We start from the raw sequence: 20,053 nt of genomic DNA on the forward strand, positions 1-20,053 counted from the left end.
CACCCGGCAGTCGATGAATGTGCTCCTGCAGGCCCTCGAACGCCAGGGACTCGTCATCCGCCCGGCACGGGCACCCGTGGGCAGGGCCCTGCCCACCGAACTGACCGACCTCGGACGCCGCCAACTCGAGACGGCCAGCGCCGCGGTCCGCCGCGTCGAGCAGAACATGCTGGCCAACCTGGACGCCAGCGAACAAAACCAGATGCGCCGCCTGCTCACCACGTGCATCGCCTCACTGACCGAACCACCCACATCGGCGACGCAAAAAAGATGAGATCGGGCAAGCTCACGCGCTATGCCGCCTTTTCGACTCCGAATAGGTCCTGTTCAGCAGCCGTCAACCCATTCTCGGCCGTCTCTCTTCGTAGCCACGCCAATGATCAGGGGCCAAACAATCGGAGGCATTCCACGCCAGGACGCCTCCACCGCGCATTCGAGGTCCAGCCCACACGCGCGGATCAGTTCATCGGTGGCTCGATTGCAGTGGCAGCCCTCCGCGAACCGACGCCAGGGCCCGGCGAGACGGTCTTGCCAAGAGGCGAGTCGCGGCGATCGAGAACGGACGTGCTCAAGGAACAACAGCCGGCCACCAGGGCGCAACACACGCCCGATTTCTCGCAATGCCTGATCGGGGGCATCGACCGTGCACAACACGAGCGTTGAGACGACCGTGTCCACCGTTTCGCTCGTGAACGGCAGCCGCTCCGCCGTCGCGTCGAGCACACGCACCCGACGCGGATTACGACGCAACCGCCGCGCCAATCGAGCGCGCATCGCGGCACCGGGTTCAGTGAGGATCAGTTCGTCGACGTCGCTGGGGTAATAGCGCAGATTCAGCCCGGTACCGCTGCCGAGCTCCACGGTCCGCCCGCAGGCACGGCCGATCAGGTCCTGTCGAAGGGCGCCGAGGCTGACCTTCTCGCCCACCCACAGGAACGGGTCGTACACCACCGCGAACACCCGCGCCCACGGCTTCGAACCCTTCGCTGCGGCCTGCTGCACGGTGCCACTGTCCACACCTTCGACCGTACATCCGCACCGGTCGTTCATCCTGCTGCCGCAGGTGTTCCCTGTGCAGATCAACCCGCCCTTCGCCCTCGCGTCCGTACCGACAGCTGTGTGGCCGCCTGAGCCTGCCGTCGGCCGGATCAGCTCCGCGGTGCACCGGTCATGCGGCCCTTGCGCAGGTTGAGGATCTGGTCGGCCTGGTCAGCCAGGTGCTGGGAGTGCGTGACGACGATCACGCACTTGTGCTCGTCATGGGCGAGCTCCTGGAAGATGTCGATGATGCCTTTCGCGGTGTCCTCGTCGAGGTTGCCGGTGGGCTCGTCCGCGAAGAGGATGTCGACGTCACAGGCCAGGGCCCGGGCGATGGCGACACGTTGCTGCTGGCCGCCGGAGAGCTGCAGCACGTTGCGGGTGGCCTGGTGTCGGTCGAGGCCCACGCGGTCGAGGAGTTCGAGCGCGCGGTCCTTCTTGCGCCGGGTTCTGACGCCGGTGATCTCCATGGCGGTGGTGATGTTCTGAGCTGCGGTCATATACGTGAGCAGGTTGTACTGCTGGAAGACGGTCGCCGCGTGCTTGTTGCGGTAGCGGTCCAGGCCGATCTCCCTGAGATCGGTACCGTCGAAGGCGACGACGCCCTTGGTGGGCGTGTCCAGACCGCTCGAGAGGGACAGCAGGGTGGTCTTGCCGCTGCCGGAGGGGCCGACCACGGCATAGAAAGCGCCGCGCTGGAACTCGTAGGTGATGTCCTTGAGCACGGTGGTCCTGCGACGCCCTCCGGTGTAGGTGTGGGTAAGACCGGAGAGCCGGAGCACAGGCGTGGAAGTCATAGCGGTCACGTGCCTTTCGTGAGGATGGTCCTGGGGTTGAAACGCAGGACCGAGGCGCCGGGGACGGCGGTGGCGAGCAGGGCGATGACGAGGCCGGTGCCGGCCACGGTCGCCAGTGCGCCGTTGTCGAGCCGGACGGTGATCTCGTCGATGGGGTCGGCTCCTTCGACCGGCTGGTCGTCCGGGTCGTAGCCCTGGTCCAGGCCGGTGGAGCCGGGCGGCGGAGGCTCCCAGGCGTCGAGCTTGCGCTTGGCGTCGGCGGCTTCGCTGTTGAGCAGGGCGGCTCCGGCGCGCTGGGTGAGCGGCTCGGCGACCAGCGAGCTGAGGCCGATGGCCAGGGCGGCGACGGCGACGATCTCGGCAGCCTGCTGCGCGATCAGCTTCCATCGCCGCTCCCCCATGGCCAGCAGCACGCCGTACTCGCGCCGACGCTGCTTGACCGCGAGGGCGATGAGCAGGGCCAGGATGGCGGCGCCGGCGAGGCCGATCAGCCACATGGCGACGGTGGCGGCGGAGGACACCGCTGCCAGCGGGCCTGTCATCTGCTTCAGGGCCTTGTCGTTGATATCGAGGGTGAAGCCCTCGAGGGCGGCACCGGCCTGCTTCTGCGCGTGGGCCTCGAACTCCTTGAAGGAGGCGGGATCCTTGAGCTTGAAGGTGGCGCCGCGCAGCTCGACAGGGCCGGTAGCACCGTCGAGGGCGCTCAGTGCGGACGCCGTGACGATCAACCGGTCGCCGGGAAACTGCATGTACTCGGGGTCGGGCTGGTCGGACGGGTCGCGGTAGACGCCCCGGACGGTGAACTCGGCGGTGCGCTTGCCGTCATTGTCGGCCAACGTGATCTTGTCACCGGGAGTGAGGTCGTTCTTCCTTGCCAGCCGCTCCTCGATCAGGATGCCGTTGCTGTTCCGATCGGCGTCGGTGAGCGGCCTGCCGGCCAGCAGCTGCCACTTGCCGCTGCTGAAGTCCGGCATGAGGCGCGAGTCACGGACTCCCATCGCCAGGGTGTAGCCCTCGATGGACGGGTCCATCGACTTCCCTGTGAGCCGGGTACCGCCTCGCAGCCGCGCCCCGTTGAAGGAGTCGTAGTTATAGGCTTCGACCAGGGGTGACGTGCCGATCTTGTCAATGATGTCGGCGCTGATCTGCGGGGCCTGCATCTGCCCGCCGGCGACCAGACTGTCCATGTCCACGCCCAGAGTGACGTCGGCACCGATCCGGCGTGCGGCGGCGTCTTCGGCCCGAGCGGTACCGCCCTCGATCAGGACACCGCCCAGCACCATGGTCGAGATGGCCACAAAGGTCGCCAGCATCACCAGCGTCCTGATCCGGTGAGCCAACAGGCTCAGCCCAGCACGTTTTAGGAAGTTCACAGTTGAACCGCCCCCATTTCTGTTCGCTGTTCTGAAGGGTCGTCAGTCGTGGCGCGCGAGGATGGAACGCGGGTGCAAGCGCAGGATTGCGAGGCCGGGGAGCACGGTGGACACCAGCGCGATCCCCAGGAGCAAACCGGCGGTCATGCTCATGGGGGTCTGCTCCAACCGCATGTCCGGCGGCGGCAGTTCCCCGGTCGCCGAGGCCGTGTCCAGCAGTTGCTCGCCCACCGGCTGGGCCAGCACCAGCGCGGTTGCCGCGGAGGCCGCCAGTGCCACCATGGCCACCACGACCACCTCCGTGATGTGCTGACCGAGCAGCTTCCACTTCTTCTCACCCAAGGCGAGAAGCGTGCCCAGCTCGTCCCGCCGCTCCCTGATCGTCAAGGTGACGATCAGACCGAGAATCACCGTTCCGGCCACCGCCATCAGCCACACGAGGGCGCCCGCGAAGCCGCCGACCCGCTGCAGTGGCCGCACCTGGTCGCGGTACGCCTTGTCGTTGACGTCGAAGCGAAAGCCCGCCGCACCGATGACCTTCCTGGCCTCGGCGTGCAGGGCTTTGGCCCGCTCCGGCGATGAGATCTTGAGGACCACCGCCTGCAGCCGATCCCCCAGGCCCAGACCGCCGATGGCGTCGAGCGGGGCGTAGATCTGATTGGGGGCCAGCTCGGCGGGGTCCAGCCAGCCGGACGGCACCGGGGCCGGGTCCCGGAAGATGCCCCGGACCTCGTACGACCGCTTCTTCGTACCGTCCGGGGAGGCGAGTGTCAGGCGGTCGCCGGGTGCCAGGCCGTTCTTCTTCGCGAGACGCTCCTCGATGAGCACCACCTTGCGCCCCGCCTCCGCCGTGGTGATCGGCCGGCCCGCAACGAGCTTCGTCCGGCCGGTGGCGAAGTCCAGCAGCATCTCCGACTCCCGGATGCCGGCCACCCCTGGCCCGTACGGGCCGGGTTTCGCGCTCGGGGGGCGTACCGCGTTCGGCTCCACCAGTCTCAGCAGCGGTGCCCGCAGGATCCCGCGCAGCACCGGGTTGTACCGCTCGACCAGGGGCGAGGTTCCCAGCTTCACGGCCGCGTCGGGGGTGAGCGCATCGCCGTGCACCGTGGCGTCGACGCCGATTCGGCGCTGTGCCTCGGCCTCCTGCCGGTCGGTCGCCCCCTGCAACAGAAAGCCACCGAGCACCAGTGTGCACAGCACGAAGAAGACCGCGAGCAGGATCGCCGTCCTGCCCTTGCGGGCGGCGAGACTGTACGCAGCTCGTTTGACGAAGTTCATGAGCGCCAGAAGATCAAGCCAGGCCGTGCAGCCGGATAAGGACGTCACAGGGAGTTAAAGCCGCCTCGTGGCGCGAGCTGCTCACGCGCTTATACGGCTGTAATCGGCCGGCTGATCCAATAGGGGCATGAGGGTTTTGGTAGCCGAGGACCACCGGGTGTTGGCACGTGCGATCGCGAACGGTCTGCGTCGCGCGGCGATGGCGGTGGACCTCGCTGTGTCGGGTGACGAGGTGGCGCAGATGTGCCTGGTGACCGGCTACGACGTACTCGTTCTGGACCGCGACCTGCCCGTCATGAGCGGCGACGAAGTGTGCCGGCGGCTCCGGGGACGCGATGACTCGCCCCGGATCCTGATGCTGACCGCGGCCGGGGAGATCGCCGACAAGGTCTACGGGCTCGAGGAACTCGGTGCCGACGACTACCTGGCGAAGCCGTTCGACTTCGCCGAGCTGGTGGCGCGGATCCGGACCCTGTACCGCCGGTCGCCCAAGCCGCCGCCGTTGGTGCTGCGGCACGAAGGCATCCAACTCGACTTCGCCCGGCGAGAGGTGTCGGTGAACGGCCGTCCGACCGACCTCACCCCCAAGGAGTTCGCCGTACTGCGGATGCTCCTCGAAGCATGCGGCGAACCAGTGGCCCATCGCGACTTGGTGCGGGCCGTCTGGGACGAGCACCTCGATCCCCGCACCACCGCTGTCCGCGCCACAGTCAGTCGGCTGCGGGCCAAACTGGGCGGCCCCGACACCATCACCGCTGACGTCGGCTGCGGTTACCGCCTCACGCCGTGAACCCGAGCCGCTGCTTCGCCCTGCTCCCGTTCCGAACCCGGCTGGCACTCGCGTTCGGATGTCTCTTCTTGCTGGCCGGGATCGCGCTCATGGCGTTCGTCGTCACGCTTGCGCGGTACGGGACCGCCCAGAAGACGGCTGACATCGAGGTCATGCCCCTCGACGGGCCGGGGATCGGGAACCCGTCGCCCGCCGGCCCTCATCCCGGGGATTGGGGGGTGACCGGTGCCAAGCCGTCCCTCCCGCTCGTCTCCGAGGGGGTCGCTGTCCGCATCGTGGAGTCGACGGCCCGGGAGGTTCAGCAAGCCGCTCTGCAGCAGATGCTGCTGTGGTCGGGCGTCGGCCTGATCGTGACGGCCGTGCTGGCCGGTCTGACGGGCTGGTGGCTGGCGGGCCGGGCACTGCGCCCCGTGACCGCGATGACCGACACGGCTCTCCGGATCAGCGAGACCAACCTCGACGAACGCCTCGCCCTCACCGGCCCGGACGACGAACTGCACCGCCTCGCCGGGACCTTCGACTCCATGCTGGACCGCCTCCAGCGCGCTTTCGACAGCCAACGCCGGTTCGTGGCCAACGCCTCCCATGAACTGCGTACTCCGCTCGCCGCCCAACGCGCCACCATCCAGGTCGGTCTGGCCGACCCGCTTCCCCAGCACCTGACCGAGGTACGCGACGATCTGCTGTCCACCAACCGCCATGCCGAACAGCTCATCGCCTCGCTCCTCCTGCTCGCGCGCAGCGACCGCGGGCTGGAGCACACGGAACGCATCGACCTGGCCGAGCTGACCACCACCGCGGCGGCGGAACTGCGCGCGGCCGCAGCGGAGAAGGGCCTGAGCCTGCACACCCGCATCCGGGGCCAGGTTCAGCTGACCGGCGACCCGGTCCTGATCAGCCATCTTGTCTCCAACCTCGTCCACAACGCGATTCAGTACAACCGGCCCGCCGGACGGGTGGATGTGTCGTTGGAGGGCCGCGTCCTCACGGTGACGAACACGGGGCGTGTCATCGACGCCGACCGCGTCGGCGAACTGTTCGAGCCCTTCCGCCGTCTCGGCCAGGACCGTGTCGACACCACCGGCCATGGCCTGGGCCTGTCCATCGTCCGGTCCATCGCTGTGGCCCACGGAGCCGAACTGCACGCCGAACCTGGGCTGAACGGAGGCTTGGCCATCATGATCGGTTTCCCGTAGGCGTGCGGTACCTGTGCGCGGTGCGGCAGTACCCCGGTTCGGGACTCGGCGAGGGCCAGTGCGCTGGCGACGTCGGTGAGCGGGATCCGCGCTGCGCGAAGGACATCGCCGAGCGCGTCATCGGTGCGCTGGCCCATCTCAATGACGCCTGTGCGCGATTCACCCGCTCCCTTGGGCTGGTGTCCGCCGTGGTCTACGTACCGGGCGCCGTGTGGTGGGCGGCGCGGCGGCGGGCGTCCTCGTCGGTGTGAGCGTCGTACGTGAGGAGTTTGGGCAGGGTCGCGGCGAGCAGGCCCACCGAGGCGACGCAGGCGAGGCCGCCGGTCCAGATGGCCGGGCGGACGCCGCTCCAGCCGGCCATCGCGCCCGCGCGGACCTGGCCGAGCTGGGGGCCGATGCTGTAGGAGAGAACCTCGATCCCGGCGAGCCGGCCGCGCAGTTCGTCGGGGATGGTCTGGTTCCAGATGGTCGAACGGCCCAGTCCGCTCAGCATGTCCCCCGCACCGGCCAGGGCCAGGCACAGCAGCACCAGCCAGACGTTCGCTGTCCAGCCGGCCGCCGCGATGGCCAGTCCCCATCCGGTGGCGCCGAAGACCACCAGCAGGCCGTGGCGTCGGGTGCGGGACACCCAGCCGCTGGTCAGGCTCACCACCAGGGAGCCGACCGATCCGGCGGCGTACATCAGGCCCAGGGACCAGTCGGCGTCGAGCTCTTGGGCGAGGAAGGGGAAGATCGTGTTCGGGAAGGCGAAGAACATGGCCGCCAGGTCCACCGCGTACGTGCCCAGCAGCACCGGCCTCGACCAGGCGTAACGCGCCCCTTCGGCGATACCGCGCAGGGAGGGCTTGGCCGCGTTGTCGACGGGTGGCACGGGTGAGAGCCGAAGGCACATCAGCACCGACAGGACGAAGCAGACCACCGTGGTGGCGTAGGCGGGGACGTTGCCCGCGTAGGCCACGACCAGTCCCGCCAGCGCGGGACCGGCGATGGCACCGGCCTGCCAGCGCAACGCGTTCAGTGCGGCAGCCGCGGCCAGTTGGTCGTGCGGGACGATCCGGGCCAGCAGCGAGTCCAGCGCGGGCCGTTGGAGTCCCGCCAGCGCCGCCACGCCCGCCGCCACCACATACAGCGGCCACAGCAACGGCTCCGGCAGCATCGAGTTCACCAGCAGGACGACCGCCAGCAGCCCCAGCCCCGCTTCGGTCAGGACGATGACCTTGCCCCGATCCACGGCGTCCGCGAGGGCCCCGCCGTACAGCCCGAACACCACGAGCGGCACCAGTTCGACGGCGCCCATGGCGCCCACCGCGAGCGGCGACCCGGTCAGATCCTTGATCTGGAGCGGCAGCGCGACCATTGCCATGACGCTGCCGAAATACGTGATCAGCCCTTGTCCCCACAGGAGGCGGAAGTCACGGGAGGAACGCCACGGCGAGAGGTCGGGCAGCAGCGCGGCAAGCTTCGAGATCACGTTCAACGGCCGAGTTCCACAGTTCCGACGGACAGTTAGGCAAGGCTCACTTACCTGGGTGGACTGTATGGTGCGCACACCCGTGCCGCAATCAATTATCCGGGACACCTTTTGTAGCGATCGGGCCCACACCTCGGTGAAGCTAGCCTGAGCGCATGCGCGTCACCAGAAACCTGCCGGCCCTCGCCGCGGGCGAGATGGACGTCTCCTTCGTGATCAAGGGGTACGAGGAGGTCGTCGCCGAGGACACGGAGTGGAACGAACACTCGCACCCGTGGCACGAGCTGCTCTGGAACGAGCACGGTGCGTCCACGGCGGTGGTGGGCTCCCAGGTGTGGTGCATCACACCCACGCTGGGGCTGTGGATGCCCGCGGGGCAGTTGCATTCCGCCTCCGCGATCGCGGGCACGTCCTTCCGCGCCCACTTCTTCCGGTACGGCACCACGTCCGCGCTGCCCGACGTACCGGTGGCCGTGGAGATCACTCCGCTGCTCCAGCTGCTCCTGGAGCGGCTCGGGGAGACGGGTCTGTCGCCGGAGTCCCGGGCCGTCACGGAGGCGATGGTCCTCGATGTGCTGCGGCCGTCGGAGCGGGCGTTGCTGGTGCAGTTGCCCACGTCCGAGCTGCTGCGCCCGATCGTGAGCGCGGTCCGGGCCGACCCCGCCAACCAGCGGACGCTGACCGGCTGGGCGTCCTCGCTCGGGTGCAGTCCGCGCACGCTGACCCGGGCGTTCCGGGCCGAGGCGGGAACCAGTTTCGCGCGCTGGGTCGCCGCGGTGCGCGCCCAGCACGCGGTCCAGCTGCTCATCCAGGGATTCGAGGTCGACATCGTGGCGGAAGCGGTCGGCTACCGGTCGGCGAGCGCCTTCGGGGCGGCCTTCCGGCGGACGACCGGGATGACACCGGGCAGGTTCCGGGCGCACTGACTGTGTTCCGGGGCGGGCCGGCGCTCAGCGGCACCCAGTGATGTCCCGATCGCTACAAGAGCTGTCGCAAAGGCTCGATTGATGCGAACACCTGTCGTCCATACTCTATGCAGGCAAGCCTTACCTAACTTGCCTGCGCAAGTGTGGTGCCCTGCTCCACGACCCGTGCCACGGTCCGGACGTGCGAGCCACGGCACCCCCAACCGAAAGTGGACCACGGGTCGATGACAACCCCACGCCTTCGTGCACTCGCCCTCGCGGCGTCCCTTCTGCTCGGACTCACCGCCTGCGGCGGTGAGTCCGACGACAAGGACGGCGGCAACGCCGCCAAGGCCGGCTCCGACAGCTCCAGCCAGTTCCCCGTGACGATCAAGCACGCGCTCGGGACCACCGTCATCCCCGCCAAGCCCAAGCGCGTGGCCACGGTGAACTGGGCCAACGACGAGGTGCCGCTCGCCCTCGGTGTCGTCCCCGTCGGCATGGCCAAGGCCAACTTCGGCGACGACGACGGTGACGGAGTGCTGCCCTGGACCGAGGACCGCCTCAAGGAACTCGGCGCCAAGACACCCGTCCTGTTCGACGAGACCGACGGAATCGACTTCGAGGCCGTCGCCGACACCGAGCCGGACGTCATCCTCGCCTCGTACTCCGGGCTGACCGAGCAGGACTACGAGACCCTCAGCGAGATCGCGCCCGTCGTGGCCTACCCGGAAGCCGCCTGGGCGACCCCGTGGCGCGACATCATCCGCCTCAACAGCAAGGCCATCGGACTGGCCGACGAGGGCGACGAGTTGATCGGTGACCTCGAAGGGCAGATCAGCAAGACCGTCGCCAAGTACCCCCAGTTGAAGGGGAAGTCGGCGATGTTCATGACGCACGTCTCGTCCAAGGACGTCAGCCAGGTCGGTTTCTACACCACCCACGACACCCGGACCCAGTTCTTCACCGACCTCGGCATGGAGATCCCCGCCAGCGTCTCCGGTCCGTCCAAGTCGACGAAGAAGTTCGTGCTCACCAAGAGCGCCGAGCGCATCGACGACTTCAACGACGTCGACATCATCACCGGGTACGGCGACGACAAGGGCGAACTGCTGAAGGCGCTCAAGAACGACCCGCTCACCTCGAAGCTGTCCGCCGTCAAGCAGGACTCCATCTACCTGCTGCCCGGCAGCACCCCGCTGGCGACCGCCGCGAACCCGACCCCGTTGTCCATCCCGTACGTCCTGGACGACTATGTGGCAGCGCTCGCCAAGGCCGCGGACAAGGTCAAGTGACCCTCACCGACACCTCGCGCGCGCCGGACGCCGTCCTGGTCAGGCGTCCGGCGCGCGTGCGCGTCACCTGGCTCCTCGTGCTCACCGCCGTCCTGGTCGTGGTCATGATGTGCTCGCTCGCGTTCGGATCCCGTGCCGTCGCCTGGTCCGACGTGTGGTCGGCGCTCGGCGGCGCGGACCACACGTTGGAGGAGGCGGCGGTCGCCAAACGTATCCCCCGCTCGCTCCTGGCCATCGTCGTCGGCGCCGCTCTCGGGCTGGCCGGCGCGGTCATGCAGGGCGTGACCCGCAACCCCCTGGCCGATCCCGGCATCCTCGGCGTCAACATGGGCGCCTCGCTCGCCGTGGTCACCGCCGTCGCCTACTTCGGCCTCGCGTCGGCGTCCGGCTACATCTGGGTGGCCATGCTGGGTGCGGCGCTGACCGCCGGGTTCGTGTACGCCGTCGGCTCGCTCGGGCGCGGCGGAGCCACCCCGCTGAAGCTGGCCCTGGCCGGTGCCGCCATCTCGGCCGCGATCGCCTCGCTGGTCAGCGCCGTGGTGCTGCCGCGCAACGACATCTCCGACACCTTCCGGCTGTGGCAGATCGGCGGCGTCGGGGGCGCCTCCTACGCGCAGCTCGGCGGCGTCCTGCCGTTTCTCGCCGTCGGCTTCCTGATCTGCCTGGCCTCCGCCCGTGCGCTCAACTCGCTCGCGCTGGGCGACGAACTGGCCGCCGGGCTCGGCGAGCGGGTGGCCCTCGTCCGGGCCATGGCCTCGCTCGGGGCGGTCGTGCTCTGCGGGGCGTCCACCGCCGTCGCCGGGCCGATCGGTTTCGTCGGTCTCGTCGTCCCGCACGCCTGCCGGCTGTTGGTCGGCGTCGATCACCGTTGGCTGCTGCCGTTCTCCGCGCTGAGCGGTGCCACGCTGCTGACGGCCGCGGACGTGGTGGGCCGGGTCGTGGCACGTCCCTCCGAGATCGAGGTGGGGATCGTGACCGCGCTGATCGGAGCCCCCTTCTTCATCCACATCGTCCGCCGACAGAAGGTCAGATCCCTGTGAGCGCTCCTGCCGTCACCGGCCCGTCCACGGTGCGGACCGTTGCCCGCAGCAGGGTCCGCCGTTCGTACCGGCGGCGGCTGATCGTCCTGACGCTGCTGCTGCTCGTCGTGGCCGCGTTCGTCACGACCCTGATGGCCGGACACACCTTCTATCCCGCCCGCGACGTACTGCGCGTGATCATGGGAGAGGACGTGCCGGGCGCGTCCTTCACCGTCGGCAGGCTCCGGCTGCCGCGGGCGGTGCTCGCGCTGACCGCCGGGTTCAGCTTCGGCATCGCCGGTGTCACCTTCCAGACGATGCTCCGCAACCCGCTCGCCAGCCCCGACATCATCGGCATCAGTTCCGGGGCGAGTGCCGCGGCGGCCATCGCCATCGTCACGCTGTCGCTCGGCGAGACCGAGGTGTCGATCCTGGCGATCGCCGCGGCGCTGGGGGTGGCACTGCTGGTGTACACCCTCGCGTTCCGCGACGGGGTCGCGGGCACCCGGCTCATCCTGATCGGCATCGGCATTTCCGCCCTGCTGGACAGCGTCACCTCGTACGTCCTGTCGCAGGCCGGCGAATGGGACCTCCAGGAGGCGATGCGCTGGCTCACGGGCAGCCTCAACGGCACCACGTGGGACGAGACCGTACCCACCGTCCTCGCCGTGCTCGTGCTCGGTCCGGTCCTGCTGACGCAGGCCCGCAACCTCACCGCGCTGCAACTGGGCGACGACACGGCGTCCGCGCTCGGCGTCCGGGTCGAACGCACCCGCGTCACGGTGATCGTCGCCGCCGTCGGGCTGATCGCGTTCGCGACGGCCGCCGCGGGGCCGATCGCCTTCGTCGCGTTCCTCTCCGGGCCGATCGCCGCCCGGCTGGTGGGAATCGGCGGGTCCCTGCTGGTGCCCGCCGGTCTGGTCGGTTCGCTGCTCGTGCTGGTCGCCGACTTCACGGGCCAGTACGCCTTCGCCACCCGTTACCCCGTGGGCATCGTCACCGGTGTCCTCGGCGCGCCCTATCTCGTCTACCTGATCGTCCGCACCAACCGGGCCGGAGGCTCACTGTGACCGCGTCCCACACCCTCGCCACCGAGGACCTCACGCTCGGCTACGGCGACCGTACGGTCATCGAGGGCCTGGATCTCACGCTCGCGGCCGGCAGAATCACCGTGATCGTCGGAGCGAACGCCTGCGGCAAGTCGACCTTGCTGCGCTCGATGTCCCGGCTGCTCGCGCCGCGCTCGGGCCGGGTCGTCCTCGACGGCAAGGAGGTGCATCGCACGCCGGCCAAGGAACTCGCCCGTACTCTGGGCCTGTTGCCGCAGTCACCGGTCACCCCCGAGGGCATCACGGTGCTGGACCTGGTCGGCCGGGGCCGCCACCCCCACCAGCGCGCCTTCTCCCGCTGGACGACGCAGGACGACACCGCGGTCGCCGCCGCGCTGGAGGCCACGCAGACGAGCGAGCTGATGGACCGGGCCGTCGACGAACTCTCCGGCGGCCAGCGCCAGCGGGTCTGGATCGCCATGGCACTCGCCCAGCAGACGGACCTGCTGCTGCTCGACGAGCCCACCACGTTCCTCGACATCAGCCACCAGGTCGAGGTCCTCGACCTGCTGACCGATCTGAACCGGACCCGCGGCACCACGATCATCATGGTCCTGCACGACCTCAACCTCGCCGCACGCTACGCGGACCAGCTGATCGCCCTGGCTTCCGGGCGGCTCCACGCAGCGGGAACGCCCGAGGAGGTGATGACCGAGGACACCGTCCGGGCGCTGTACGGCATGGAGAGCCGCGTCATCGAGGACCCCCTCTCCGGCAAACCCCTCGTCCTGCCGATCGGCCGCCACCACTCACACCCCACCACAACCAAAACGGCAGCCGCCCCGGCACGGTCGTCGTCCTCGTCCGACGGTACGGGGCGCTGAGTTCGGCTTCTGCCGGGTCGCACGGGGCGCGAGACCTTCACAGCGGTGGTGGGCGCAACCGGCGCCCACCACCGGGCGCGGGTGCGCTCTCATTCGCCCGGGTTCAGCCGACGGGATGCCGCGGGCGGCGACCGTGGGTCAGCGCCAGGCCTCAAGGGCGTCGGGGTGCAGCGGTTGCCCGGGTCAGCGGCTGATGCTCGTGCTCGACCCAGCGTCGGGCTGACCAGGCTGCTCATGACGGGCGCCCCTGGTGAGACCGAGCCACAGGCCGCATTGGTCGGGTCACCTGTTCGCCGTCGGGCGGTGGCTGCCGGGGCCGACGACCCCCACGATGAGGGAAAGGGCTGCGCCCATGGCAGGGCCGGGCATGCCGGATTCGCTTCGGCCGGCATGGGCAGTCCGCTCCGGATCATCCGTCTCTCCCCGGAGGCCGCGGTGGGACACGCTGTCGGTGATGTGCTGGGCCTGGCCGCCGGTGTCGCCATCAGCCCGCTCCCGATCGTGGCGCTCATCCTCATCCTGGCCACCCCCCGGGGGCGCCTCAACGGACCGCTGTTCGCCTTCGGCTGGGTCCTGGGACTCGCAGCGCTCGGCGCGATCATGCTGGCCGTCGGCGGCACGGGTGGGGCCTCCACCCACAAACACCCAGCCACCTGGGTCGGAGCCCTCAAACTCGCCCTGGGCGCGCTCCTCGCCCTCTTCGGCGCACGCCAGTGGCAGCGCCGCCCCAGGGATCCTTCCCAGGCGCAGCTCCCGAAGTGGATGGCGGCGATCGACCGATTCACCCCCGTCAAGATCCTCGGCCTGGGGCTGCTGTTCTCGGCGGCCAATCTCAAGAACACGCCGCTGACCCTTGCCGCGGCCGCCTCGATCAGCTCCGCCGGACTCCCCGTGCCACAGCAGATCGGAGCACTCGCGACCTTCGTGGTCATCGCCTCGCTCGGCGTGCTCGCACCACTTGCCGTCTACCTGCTCATGGACGAACGCGCCAAGAACATCCTCGGCAGCTGGCGAGACTGGGCGGCACAGCACAACGTCGCTGTCCTGGCCGCCCTCTTCTTCGTGCTCGGCCTCAAGCTCCTCGGTGACGGCGTCAGTGTCCTGGCCGCCTGAGAGCCCGCGCGCCCGTATCACGGTGGTGCTCAGTCACGCTGCCGGTCGAGGGCGTCGTCCAGAGTCGTGGCGGCCATGATCAGCGACAGATGGGTGAAAGCCTGCGGGAAGTTGCCCAACTGCTCGCCACTGGGGCCGATCTCCTCGGCGAACAGTCCGACGTGGTTGGCATAGGTCTGCATCTTCTCGAAGGCATAGCGTGCCGGACGGATCCGTCCGGCCCGAGCGAGAGCGTCCACATAGAGGAAGGTGCAGAGGCTGAAGGTGCCTTCGGAACCGTGCAGACCGTCCGGGGATGCCGTGGGATCGTAGCGGTAGACGAGGCTGTCCGACACGAGCGTGCGCTCCATCGCATCCAGTGTCGACAGCCAGCTCACCGTCCTGGGCGCCAAAAATCCGACGCGCGGGATGAGCAGCAGCGAGGCGTCGAGGACGTCGCTTCCGTAATGCTGGACGAGGGCCTGCTCCTTCTCGTTCCAGGCCCGCTCCATCACCTGTTCGAGGATCGTGTCGCGAGCCGCCGTCCAACGCGGGGCATCGGCGGGACGGCTGTGCTCGGTCGCCAGGCGCAGCCCCCGGTCGAAGGCCACCCACGCCATCACCCGGCTGAAGGTGAAGTCCTGGCGCCCGCCACGGGTCTCCCAGACACCCTCGTCCGGGCGGTCCCAGGAATCGGCGAGCCAGTCCAGCGTCCGGGCGAGGTTCTTCCAGCCGTGGTAGCTGCCGCCCACGGCGATCTCACGTCCCTCCGACAGGGCGTAGAGCGCCTCCCCATAGATGTCCAGCTGCAGCTGATCGGCCGCCGCGTTCCCAGCCCGCACCGGATACGAACCGCGATAGCCCTCCAAGTGCGGAAGAACCTCCTCCGGCAACTCGGGGTCCCCGTCGACGCGGTACATGATCTGCAGCGGCTCACCGTCGGCGCCTTCCCGGGCCTGCAGACGGTCGCCCAGCCAGTGCGTGAACTGCGCCGCCTCCTCGGCGAACCCCAGGTCGAGCAGGGCGCGCACGGACAGGGAGCCGTCGCGGACCCAGGTGTAGCGGTAGTCCCAGTTGCGTTCACCGCCTATCTGCTCGGGCAGGCCCATGGTGGCGGCGGCGACGGGGGCGCCTGTGGGCGCGTAGGTGAGCAGCTTGAGTGTGATGGCCGAACGGTGCACCACACCCGGCCACCGGCCGCGGTACCGGGAGGAGCGCACCCAGCGCTGCCAGAAGTCCACCACGTCCCAGAACCGTTCCATCACCCGCTCCGGGGTGGGCGGCAGCGGGGTGTCGCCGGCGGGCCCGTCGACGGTGAACACCGCCGCGGCCACCTCACCCGGCCGCAGGGTCACCGCACCCCGCACGTCCCTGCCGTCCGGTCGGAGGGGGAAGGTGCTCTGCAGATGGGCGGTGACGTTCGGCGCCCGGAACGTGGCGGTACCGTCCCGCACCTCCAGCCGGTGGGCGGCCCGGCCGTAGTCGAACCGTGGGCAGCACTCCAAAGTGAACCGCACCGTGCCGCGCACCGCCCGTGCGCCGCGCATGAGCACATGCCTGGCGGTGGGGGTGCCGGCGCGGTCCGGCGGCATGCAGTCGAAGATCTCACCGACCCCGTCCGGCGACATGAACCGCGTCACCAGCACTGCGGTGTCGGGGTAGTAGAGCTGCTTGCAGGTGGTGTTCTGCTCTTCCGGCGCGAACAGGAAGTAGCCGCCGCGGTCGTGGTCGAGCAGGGCGGCGAACACACTGGGCGAGTCGAACCGGGGCGCCGCGAACCAGTCGACGACCCCCTGGGACGAGACCAGAGCAGCGGTCTGCAGGTCGCCGACGAGGCCGTGGTCGGCGATGGGCGGGTAACGGTCCATGATCACCTCACGCTGTCCCCCGAGCCACGATCACCGCGCCGACGCCGACCGGAACAACCCCGTTCTCTCCCCGGCCCCCGCAGCCCCTACTCGGGGTCGGCTGCCGGGAGCCGTACTCCGTCGATGTCCGGCTGGAACTCCAAGGTGAAGGCCGCGTTCCGGGCCGAGCCCTCCCAACCACGCCAGACGTGCACGTGCACGAGCCCCACGCCGCGGACGCCACGGATGTCCCAGTCGGCGATCAGTTCGCGGGCGACGAGGGAGGCGGCGTACCCGGCGTCCTGGTCCGGGCTGTCCGTGGTGATCCTGCCGCGCCACTGGTTGGGGTGAACGCCAAAGCTGCGGCAGCCCCCGGAACCGTACGGCTCGTCCACCCGGTACGCCCAGTGCGTCGCGCCCCGTGTGGCTCCGGCGTTCTCACGGAGTGCCCTGTGCCGGTCGAGGGGGGTGCCGTCGTACAGGGCCACCGGACGGCCGTCGGTACCGTGGCCGGCCAGGTGCCGTGCGATGGCCTCTCCCGCGAGCTGCCCGTAGAGCTCCATGACCCGGAGATCGCGTTCGGACGGCCGGCCGGGCTGTGACATATGAGTCGAGATCATCCCGATCAGCTGCCCGGCGTGATCGACCAGCGGCGTGGACTGGACCGAGCGAACACCCGCGGCACGGAAGATCTTCTGGTGCGGTGTGAAGACAGGGTCGTCGCGGACGTCGGCCGCCACTGTCTGTGCGCCTTGCCAGGCGGCCCGTCCGCACACGGAGCGGTTGTCATGAACGACCGCGAAGTGGTCGAGGAACTCGTGGCCGAAGCCGGACTGGGTGACCAGGATCAGCGAGTCGTCCTCCGGGAACACGAACTGGATGTTTCCGAACTCGGCGCCCATCAGCGCCATCGCCGTCCCGGCGACCCGCGGAAGCACCGCGGCCAGCCGAGGAATGTCACGCAGTTCGGCCGCCGCGTCCTGGAGGTTCTTGAGGGCCTCGGGCTCATCGAGGCTCAGGGCCACCCAGGCGGCGAGCTGGTCGGCACTCTGCGTGACGGGGACCTTGCGCGCCGGCCGTGGCCGCGGGGAGATGTAGGAGGCCGTCACACGCTCAAGCGGCCTCACGAGGTTGTGGGAGCGGTACATGTGCACCCCCCGGGTGGGGGCCGTTTGCGAGTAGCTTACGTCCGCTTTGCCGGCCTGCACAGTCGTCCAGACCCCTGCCCGCACCCGGAGAACTTGAGCCGCGGGCCTTGACGGCGGCTGCCGCCAGGGACGAATGTCCCCCTCAGCGAGACATCTGCCTGACCCAAGAGGACGCAGAGACGGGATGTCATGACACTTCTCGACAGCCGCGTGTGGGAGGGCCGGGTCTTCTCCGGCGCATGGATGCACGGCTCGGGCGAGGACTACCCGGCGATCGAGCCGGCCACCGGCGAGACACTCGGCCGGGTGGGGTCGGCCACCCCCGCCGACGTGGACGAGGCCGTCGAACGGGCGGGGCAGCCCCAGCGCGCATGGGCCGCGCTGCCCTACTCGGAGCGGGCGGCTGTGCTGCGCCGGGCAGCGCGTCTCTTCGAGGAGCACAGCCGGGAGATCGAGACCTGGGTGATGCGCGAGTCGGGAGCGATCCGGCCGTTCGCCTCGTTCCAAGCGCTCGGCGGCGGGGCCGAGGAGTGCCACGAGGCCGCTGGGCTGGCCGCGGCTCCCTACGGTGAGCTGCTGCGCTCCGGCCAGGAGAGGCTGTCGTTCGCCCGCAGGCTGCCGGTCGGTGTCGTGGGCGTGATCGCACCCTTCAACGCGCCGGTCATTCTCGCCGTACGGGCGATCGCGCCCGCGCTCGCGCTGGGCAATGCCGTCGTCCTCAAGCCGGATCCGCGCACCGCGATCTGCGGCGGTGTCGTGTTCGCGAGGATCTTCGAAGAGGCCGGGCTGCCCACCGGGCTGCTGCATGTGCTGCCGGGCGGCGCGGACGTGGGTGCGGCCCTCGTGGAGCACCCCCGGATTCCGGTGATCGCGTTCACCGGCTCCACCCGGGCGGGCCGCGCCGTCGCCACCGCGGCGGCCCGCCGCCTCAAGCGCGTCCACCTGGAGCTCGGCGGGAACTCCGCACTCGTGGTGATGGACGACGTGGACCTGGAGAGGGCCGTCTCCGTGGGCTCCTACGGCTCCTTCGTGCACGCCGGCCAGATCTGCATGGCCAGCAGCCGCCATCTGGTGCACGCCTCCCTCGCCGAGGAGTACGCCGTCCTGCTCGCCGAGCACGCCGAGGCGCTCCCGGTCGGCGACCCGGCGGGCGAGAACGTGGCGGTCGGACCGCTCATCGACGCCGGTCAGCGCGACAACGTGCACCGCATCGTGACCGCCAGCGCCGAGGCCGGCGCCCGGGTCGCGGCGGGTGGCCGCTACGAGGAGCTGTTCTACCGGCCGACCGTGCTCACCGACGTCCCGCAGTCCGCTCCCGCCTACCAGGAGGAGATCTTCGGGCCGGTCGCCCCCGTGGTGGCGTTCCATGACCTCGACGAGGCCGCGCGGTTGGCCGCCGGGACCGGGTACGGGCTCTCCCTCGGCATACTGACCCGGGATGTGACCAAGGGACTCGCGCTCGCCGACCGGGTGCCCAGCGGACTGGTCCACATCAACGACCAGACCGTCAACGACGAGGCCACCATCCCCTTCGGCGGCGTCGGCGACTCGGGCAACGGCTCCCGGCACGGCGGAACCGCGGCCAACCTCGATGCGTTCACCGAACAGCAGTGGGTCACCGTCCGCGGCGAACTCCCCCAGTACCCCTTCTGACCCGCGGGACCGACCAGGCCGCGCCGGCAGCCGCCGTGGGCCTCGGCAATGGTCGCGGCGACGGCCGGCCCCGTACCACTGGACCGGTCGGCGCGACAGAACCGCTCGACGACATGCTCCGCGTCCTCCGCGGCGAGCCCGGGACCCTCGTCGGCCACCTGGTGGGGGCGGGGCTTGATCACACCCAGCCGCGTCGGGTGGCTTCCACGCCTGCGTGGAAGCGGCTTCTCGCCTGGAGGGCGGTCAGCAGGTGTTGTACGCGACGGCGCACGGTTCGGGTGGTGATGCCGAGTTGCCGGGCGATCGCCTCGTCCTTCATGCCGGCGGCGAGCAAGGTCATGACTTTCCGTTCCTCCTCGTTCAGTCCGGTGGGGTCGCCGCCTATGGGCGTGGCCCGGCTCCAGCTGGTCTCGAACAGCATCACCAGGCCGTCGAGGAGCGGGGAGGAACGTACGAACAGGGCCTTGGCGTTCTGCGGTTCATGGTCGAGCGTGATCACGGCAGCGCTCCGGTCCGCGATCGCCCCTCTGAAGGGCAGGTCGGGGTGGATGCGGGCCCGGAGTCCGCTGATCGACGCACGCTCCGCACTCACTTCGGCTGTCAGTCCGTCGGGGTCACAGAGTTGACGGAACGTCACCCCGCGTGAGAGCGCGACCTTTTCCATGCCGCCGGTGCCGACGACGTACGGAGCGGTGTCCCAGATGAGGATCTCCGTGTGGGCGTCACGCAGGAGTTGGTGGTAGCGGTGACCGATGTCCTCCCACGTATGCAGTTGTTCCACGGAGTTGTCGCCGAGGTCGGTCCGCCGGGAGTGGCGGTAGTGCTCGTGCAGGCGTGGCAGTGAGCCACGGATCTGGAGCAGTTCCGTTTCGTGCTTGAGGATCAGTGCGCGCAGGGCGGAGTCGGGGTCGGCGGCGCTCCATCCGGCTCCGGAGTCACCGGCCGTCGCCAGGACGTTGGCGCGCAGCACCAGGCCGTGTGCGCGCAGCCAGTCGAGCAGTGCTGTGGCCGACTCGGGTGTGCGCCCGGTGTCGCGGGCGAGTTCCGCCGTGGTGGCGGTCCCGCGGTCGAGGAGGGCGAGGTAGATCGCCTCCGTGCCGTCCGGCATCCCGAGGCCGGACAGTGCTGACAACTCGCGCGGCATCGGGCCTCTTTCCTGTTGCGGACAGAATCCGCTTGGTGACGAGTCACTTCCTAGTCATGGACAGGACACTTGGG

The 20,053-nt window shown here is 69.6% G+C and carries 17 protein-coding genes and 1 pseudogene; 10 read left to right on the forward strand and 8 right to left on the reverse strand.

Features of this window, described 5'->3' with window-relative positions; all coding sequences use genetic code 11:
• Window positions 1-274, forward strand: a pseudogene (locus CTZ28_RS28835) (MarR family transcriptional regulator); the annotation flags it as partial.
• A 53-nt stretch (window positions 275-327) separates the two neighbouring features.
• Here the strand turns inward: CTZ28_RS28835 and CTZ28_RS28840 are convergent.
• From CTZ28_RS28840 to CTZ28_RS28855, 4 genes are all read right to left on the reverse strand, one after another.
• Window positions 328-1,017, reverse strand: coding sequence for a class I SAM-dependent methyltransferase (locus CTZ28_RS28840; RefSeq protein ID WP_220795429.1), 690 nt, complete (start codon window positions 1,015-1,017; stop codon window positions 328-330).
• Between the two features lie 131 nt (window positions 1,018-1,148).
• On the reverse strand, window positions 1,149-1,835 hold the full coding sequence (locus CTZ28_RS28845) for an ABC transporter ATP-binding protein (RefSeq protein WP_121892647.1): 687 nt from the start codon (window positions 1,833-1,835) through the stop codon (window positions 1,149-1,151).
• A 5-nt stretch (window positions 1,836-1,840) separates the two neighbouring features.
• Complete coding sequence (locus tag CTZ28_RS28850; RefSeq protein ID WP_259471855.1) at window positions 1,841-3,148, reverse strand: ABC transporter permease; 1,308 nt, start codon at window positions 3,146-3,148, stop codon at window positions 1,841-1,843.
• Window positions 3,149-3,250: 102 nt separating this feature from the next.
• Window positions 3,251-4,486 carry an ABC transporter permease gene (locus CTZ28_RS28855; protein ID WP_121892649.1) on the reverse strand — a complete coding sequence of 412 codons (1,236 nt, stop codon included), beginning with the start codon at window positions 4,484-4,486 and terminating at the stop codon, window positions 3,251-3,253.
• Window positions 4,487-4,613: 127 nt separating this feature from the next.
• On the opposite strand from CTZ28_RS28855, the gene CTZ28_RS28860 reads away from it, so the two are divergent.
• Together CTZ28_RS28860 and CTZ28_RS28865 are read left to right on the forward strand one after the other, a co-directional pair.
• Entirely contained in the window at window positions 4,614-5,276 is a 663-nt protein-coding gene (locus CTZ28_RS28860) for a response regulator transcription factor (protein WP_121892650.1), read from the forward strand.
• Window positions 5,273-6,472: a sensor histidine kinase gene (locus CTZ28_RS28865; protein WP_259471856.1), complete on the forward strand. Its 1,200-nt coding sequence runs from the start codon at window positions 5,273-5,275 to the stop codon at window positions 6,470-6,472. Before CTZ28_RS28860 ends, CTZ28_RS28865 begins: the two co-directional genes overlap by 4 nt.
• Window positions 6,473-6,665: 193 nt before the next feature.
• On the opposite strand, the gene CTZ28_RS28875 is transcribed toward CTZ28_RS28865, so the two are convergent.
• Window positions 6,666-7,943 (reverse strand): MFS transporter, encoded by a 1,278-nt coding sequence (locus tag CTZ28_RS28875; RefSeq protein WP_121892795.1) that lies wholly within the window; start codon window positions 7,941-7,943, stop codon window positions 6,666-6,668.
• A gap of 155 nt (window positions 7,944-8,098) precedes the next feature.
• Between CTZ28_RS28875 and CTZ28_RS28880 the strand changes: the two genes are divergently transcribed.
• From CTZ28_RS28880 to CTZ28_RS28905, 6 genes are all read left to right on the forward strand, one after another.
• Complete coding sequence (locus CTZ28_RS28880) at window positions 8,099-8,869, forward strand: helix-turn-helix transcriptional regulator (protein ID WP_121892652.1); 771 nt, start codon at window positions 8,099-8,101, stop codon at window positions 8,867-8,869.
• 224 nt (window positions 8,870-9,093) lie between these two features.
• Window positions 9,094-10,143: an iron-siderophore ABC transporter substrate-binding protein gene (locus CTZ28_RS28885; RefSeq protein ID WP_121892653.1), complete on the forward strand. Its 1,050-nt coding sequence runs from the start codon at window positions 9,094-9,096 to the stop codon at window positions 10,141-10,143.
• Entirely contained in the window at window positions 10,140-11,183 is a 1,044-nt protein-coding gene (locus tag CTZ28_RS28890; protein ID WP_121892654.1) for a FecCD family ABC transporter permease, read from the forward strand. The genes CTZ28_RS28885 and CTZ28_RS28890 overlap by 4 nt, the downstream gene beginning before the upstream one ends.
• A complete protein-coding gene (locus CTZ28_RS28895) occupies window positions 11,180-12,232 on the forward strand; it encodes a FecCD family ABC transporter permease (RefSeq protein WP_121892655.1) in 1,053 nt (350 codons plus the stop codon). Before CTZ28_RS28890 ends, CTZ28_RS28895 begins: the two co-directional genes overlap by 4 nt.
• Complete coding sequence (locus CTZ28_RS28900) at window positions 12,229-13,095, forward strand: ABC transporter ATP-binding protein (RefSeq protein ID WP_121892656.1); 867 nt, start codon at window positions 12,229-12,231, stop codon at window positions 13,093-13,095. Before CTZ28_RS28895 ends, CTZ28_RS28900 begins: the two co-directional genes overlap by 4 nt.
• Window positions 13,096-13,485: 390 nt before the next feature.
• Window positions 13,486-14,208 carry a GAP family protein gene (locus CTZ28_RS28905; RefSeq protein WP_259471857.1) on the forward strand — a complete coding sequence of 241 codons (723 nt, stop codon included), beginning with the start codon at window positions 13,486-13,488 and terminating at the stop codon, window positions 14,206-14,208.
• Between the two features lie 29 nt (window positions 14,209-14,237).
• On the opposite strand, the gene CTZ28_RS28910 is transcribed toward CTZ28_RS28905, so the two are convergent.
• Window positions 14,238-16,055: a glycoside hydrolase family 15 protein gene (locus tag CTZ28_RS28910; protein ID WP_121892657.1), complete on the reverse strand. Its 1,818-nt coding sequence runs from the start codon at window positions 16,053-16,055 to the stop codon at window positions 14,238-14,240.
• 86 nt (window positions 16,056-16,141) lie between these two features.
• Window positions 16,142-17,143, reverse strand: coding sequence for a GAF domain-containing protein (locus CTZ28_RS28915; protein ID WP_183154644.1), 1,002 nt, complete (start codon window positions 17,141-17,143; stop codon window positions 16,142-16,144).
• A 228-nt stretch (window positions 17,144-17,371) separates the two neighbouring features.
• Between CTZ28_RS28915 and CTZ28_RS28920 the strand changes: the two genes are divergently transcribed.
• Entirely contained in the window at window positions 17,372-18,835 is a 1,464-nt protein-coding gene (locus tag CTZ28_RS28920) for an aldehyde dehydrogenase family protein (RefSeq protein WP_121892659.1), read from the forward strand.
• Window positions 18,836-19,013: 178 nt separating this feature from the next.
• Here CTZ28_RS28920 and CTZ28_RS28930 read toward each other — a convergent pair whose 3' ends face one another.
• A complete protein-coding gene (locus tag CTZ28_RS28930; RefSeq protein ID WP_121892660.1) occupies window positions 19,014-19,979 on the reverse strand; it encodes a helix-turn-helix transcriptional regulator in 966 nt (321 codons plus the stop codon).
• Window positions 19,980-20,053 lie beyond the last annotated feature (74 nt).

Origin of the sequence: Streptomyces shenzhenensis (assembly GCF_003688995.1) — a bacterium.
In the GTDB taxonomy this organism is placed as follows: Bacteria; Actinomycetota; Actinomycetes; order Streptomycetales; family Streptomycetaceae; genus Streptomyces; species Streptomyces shenzhenensis_A.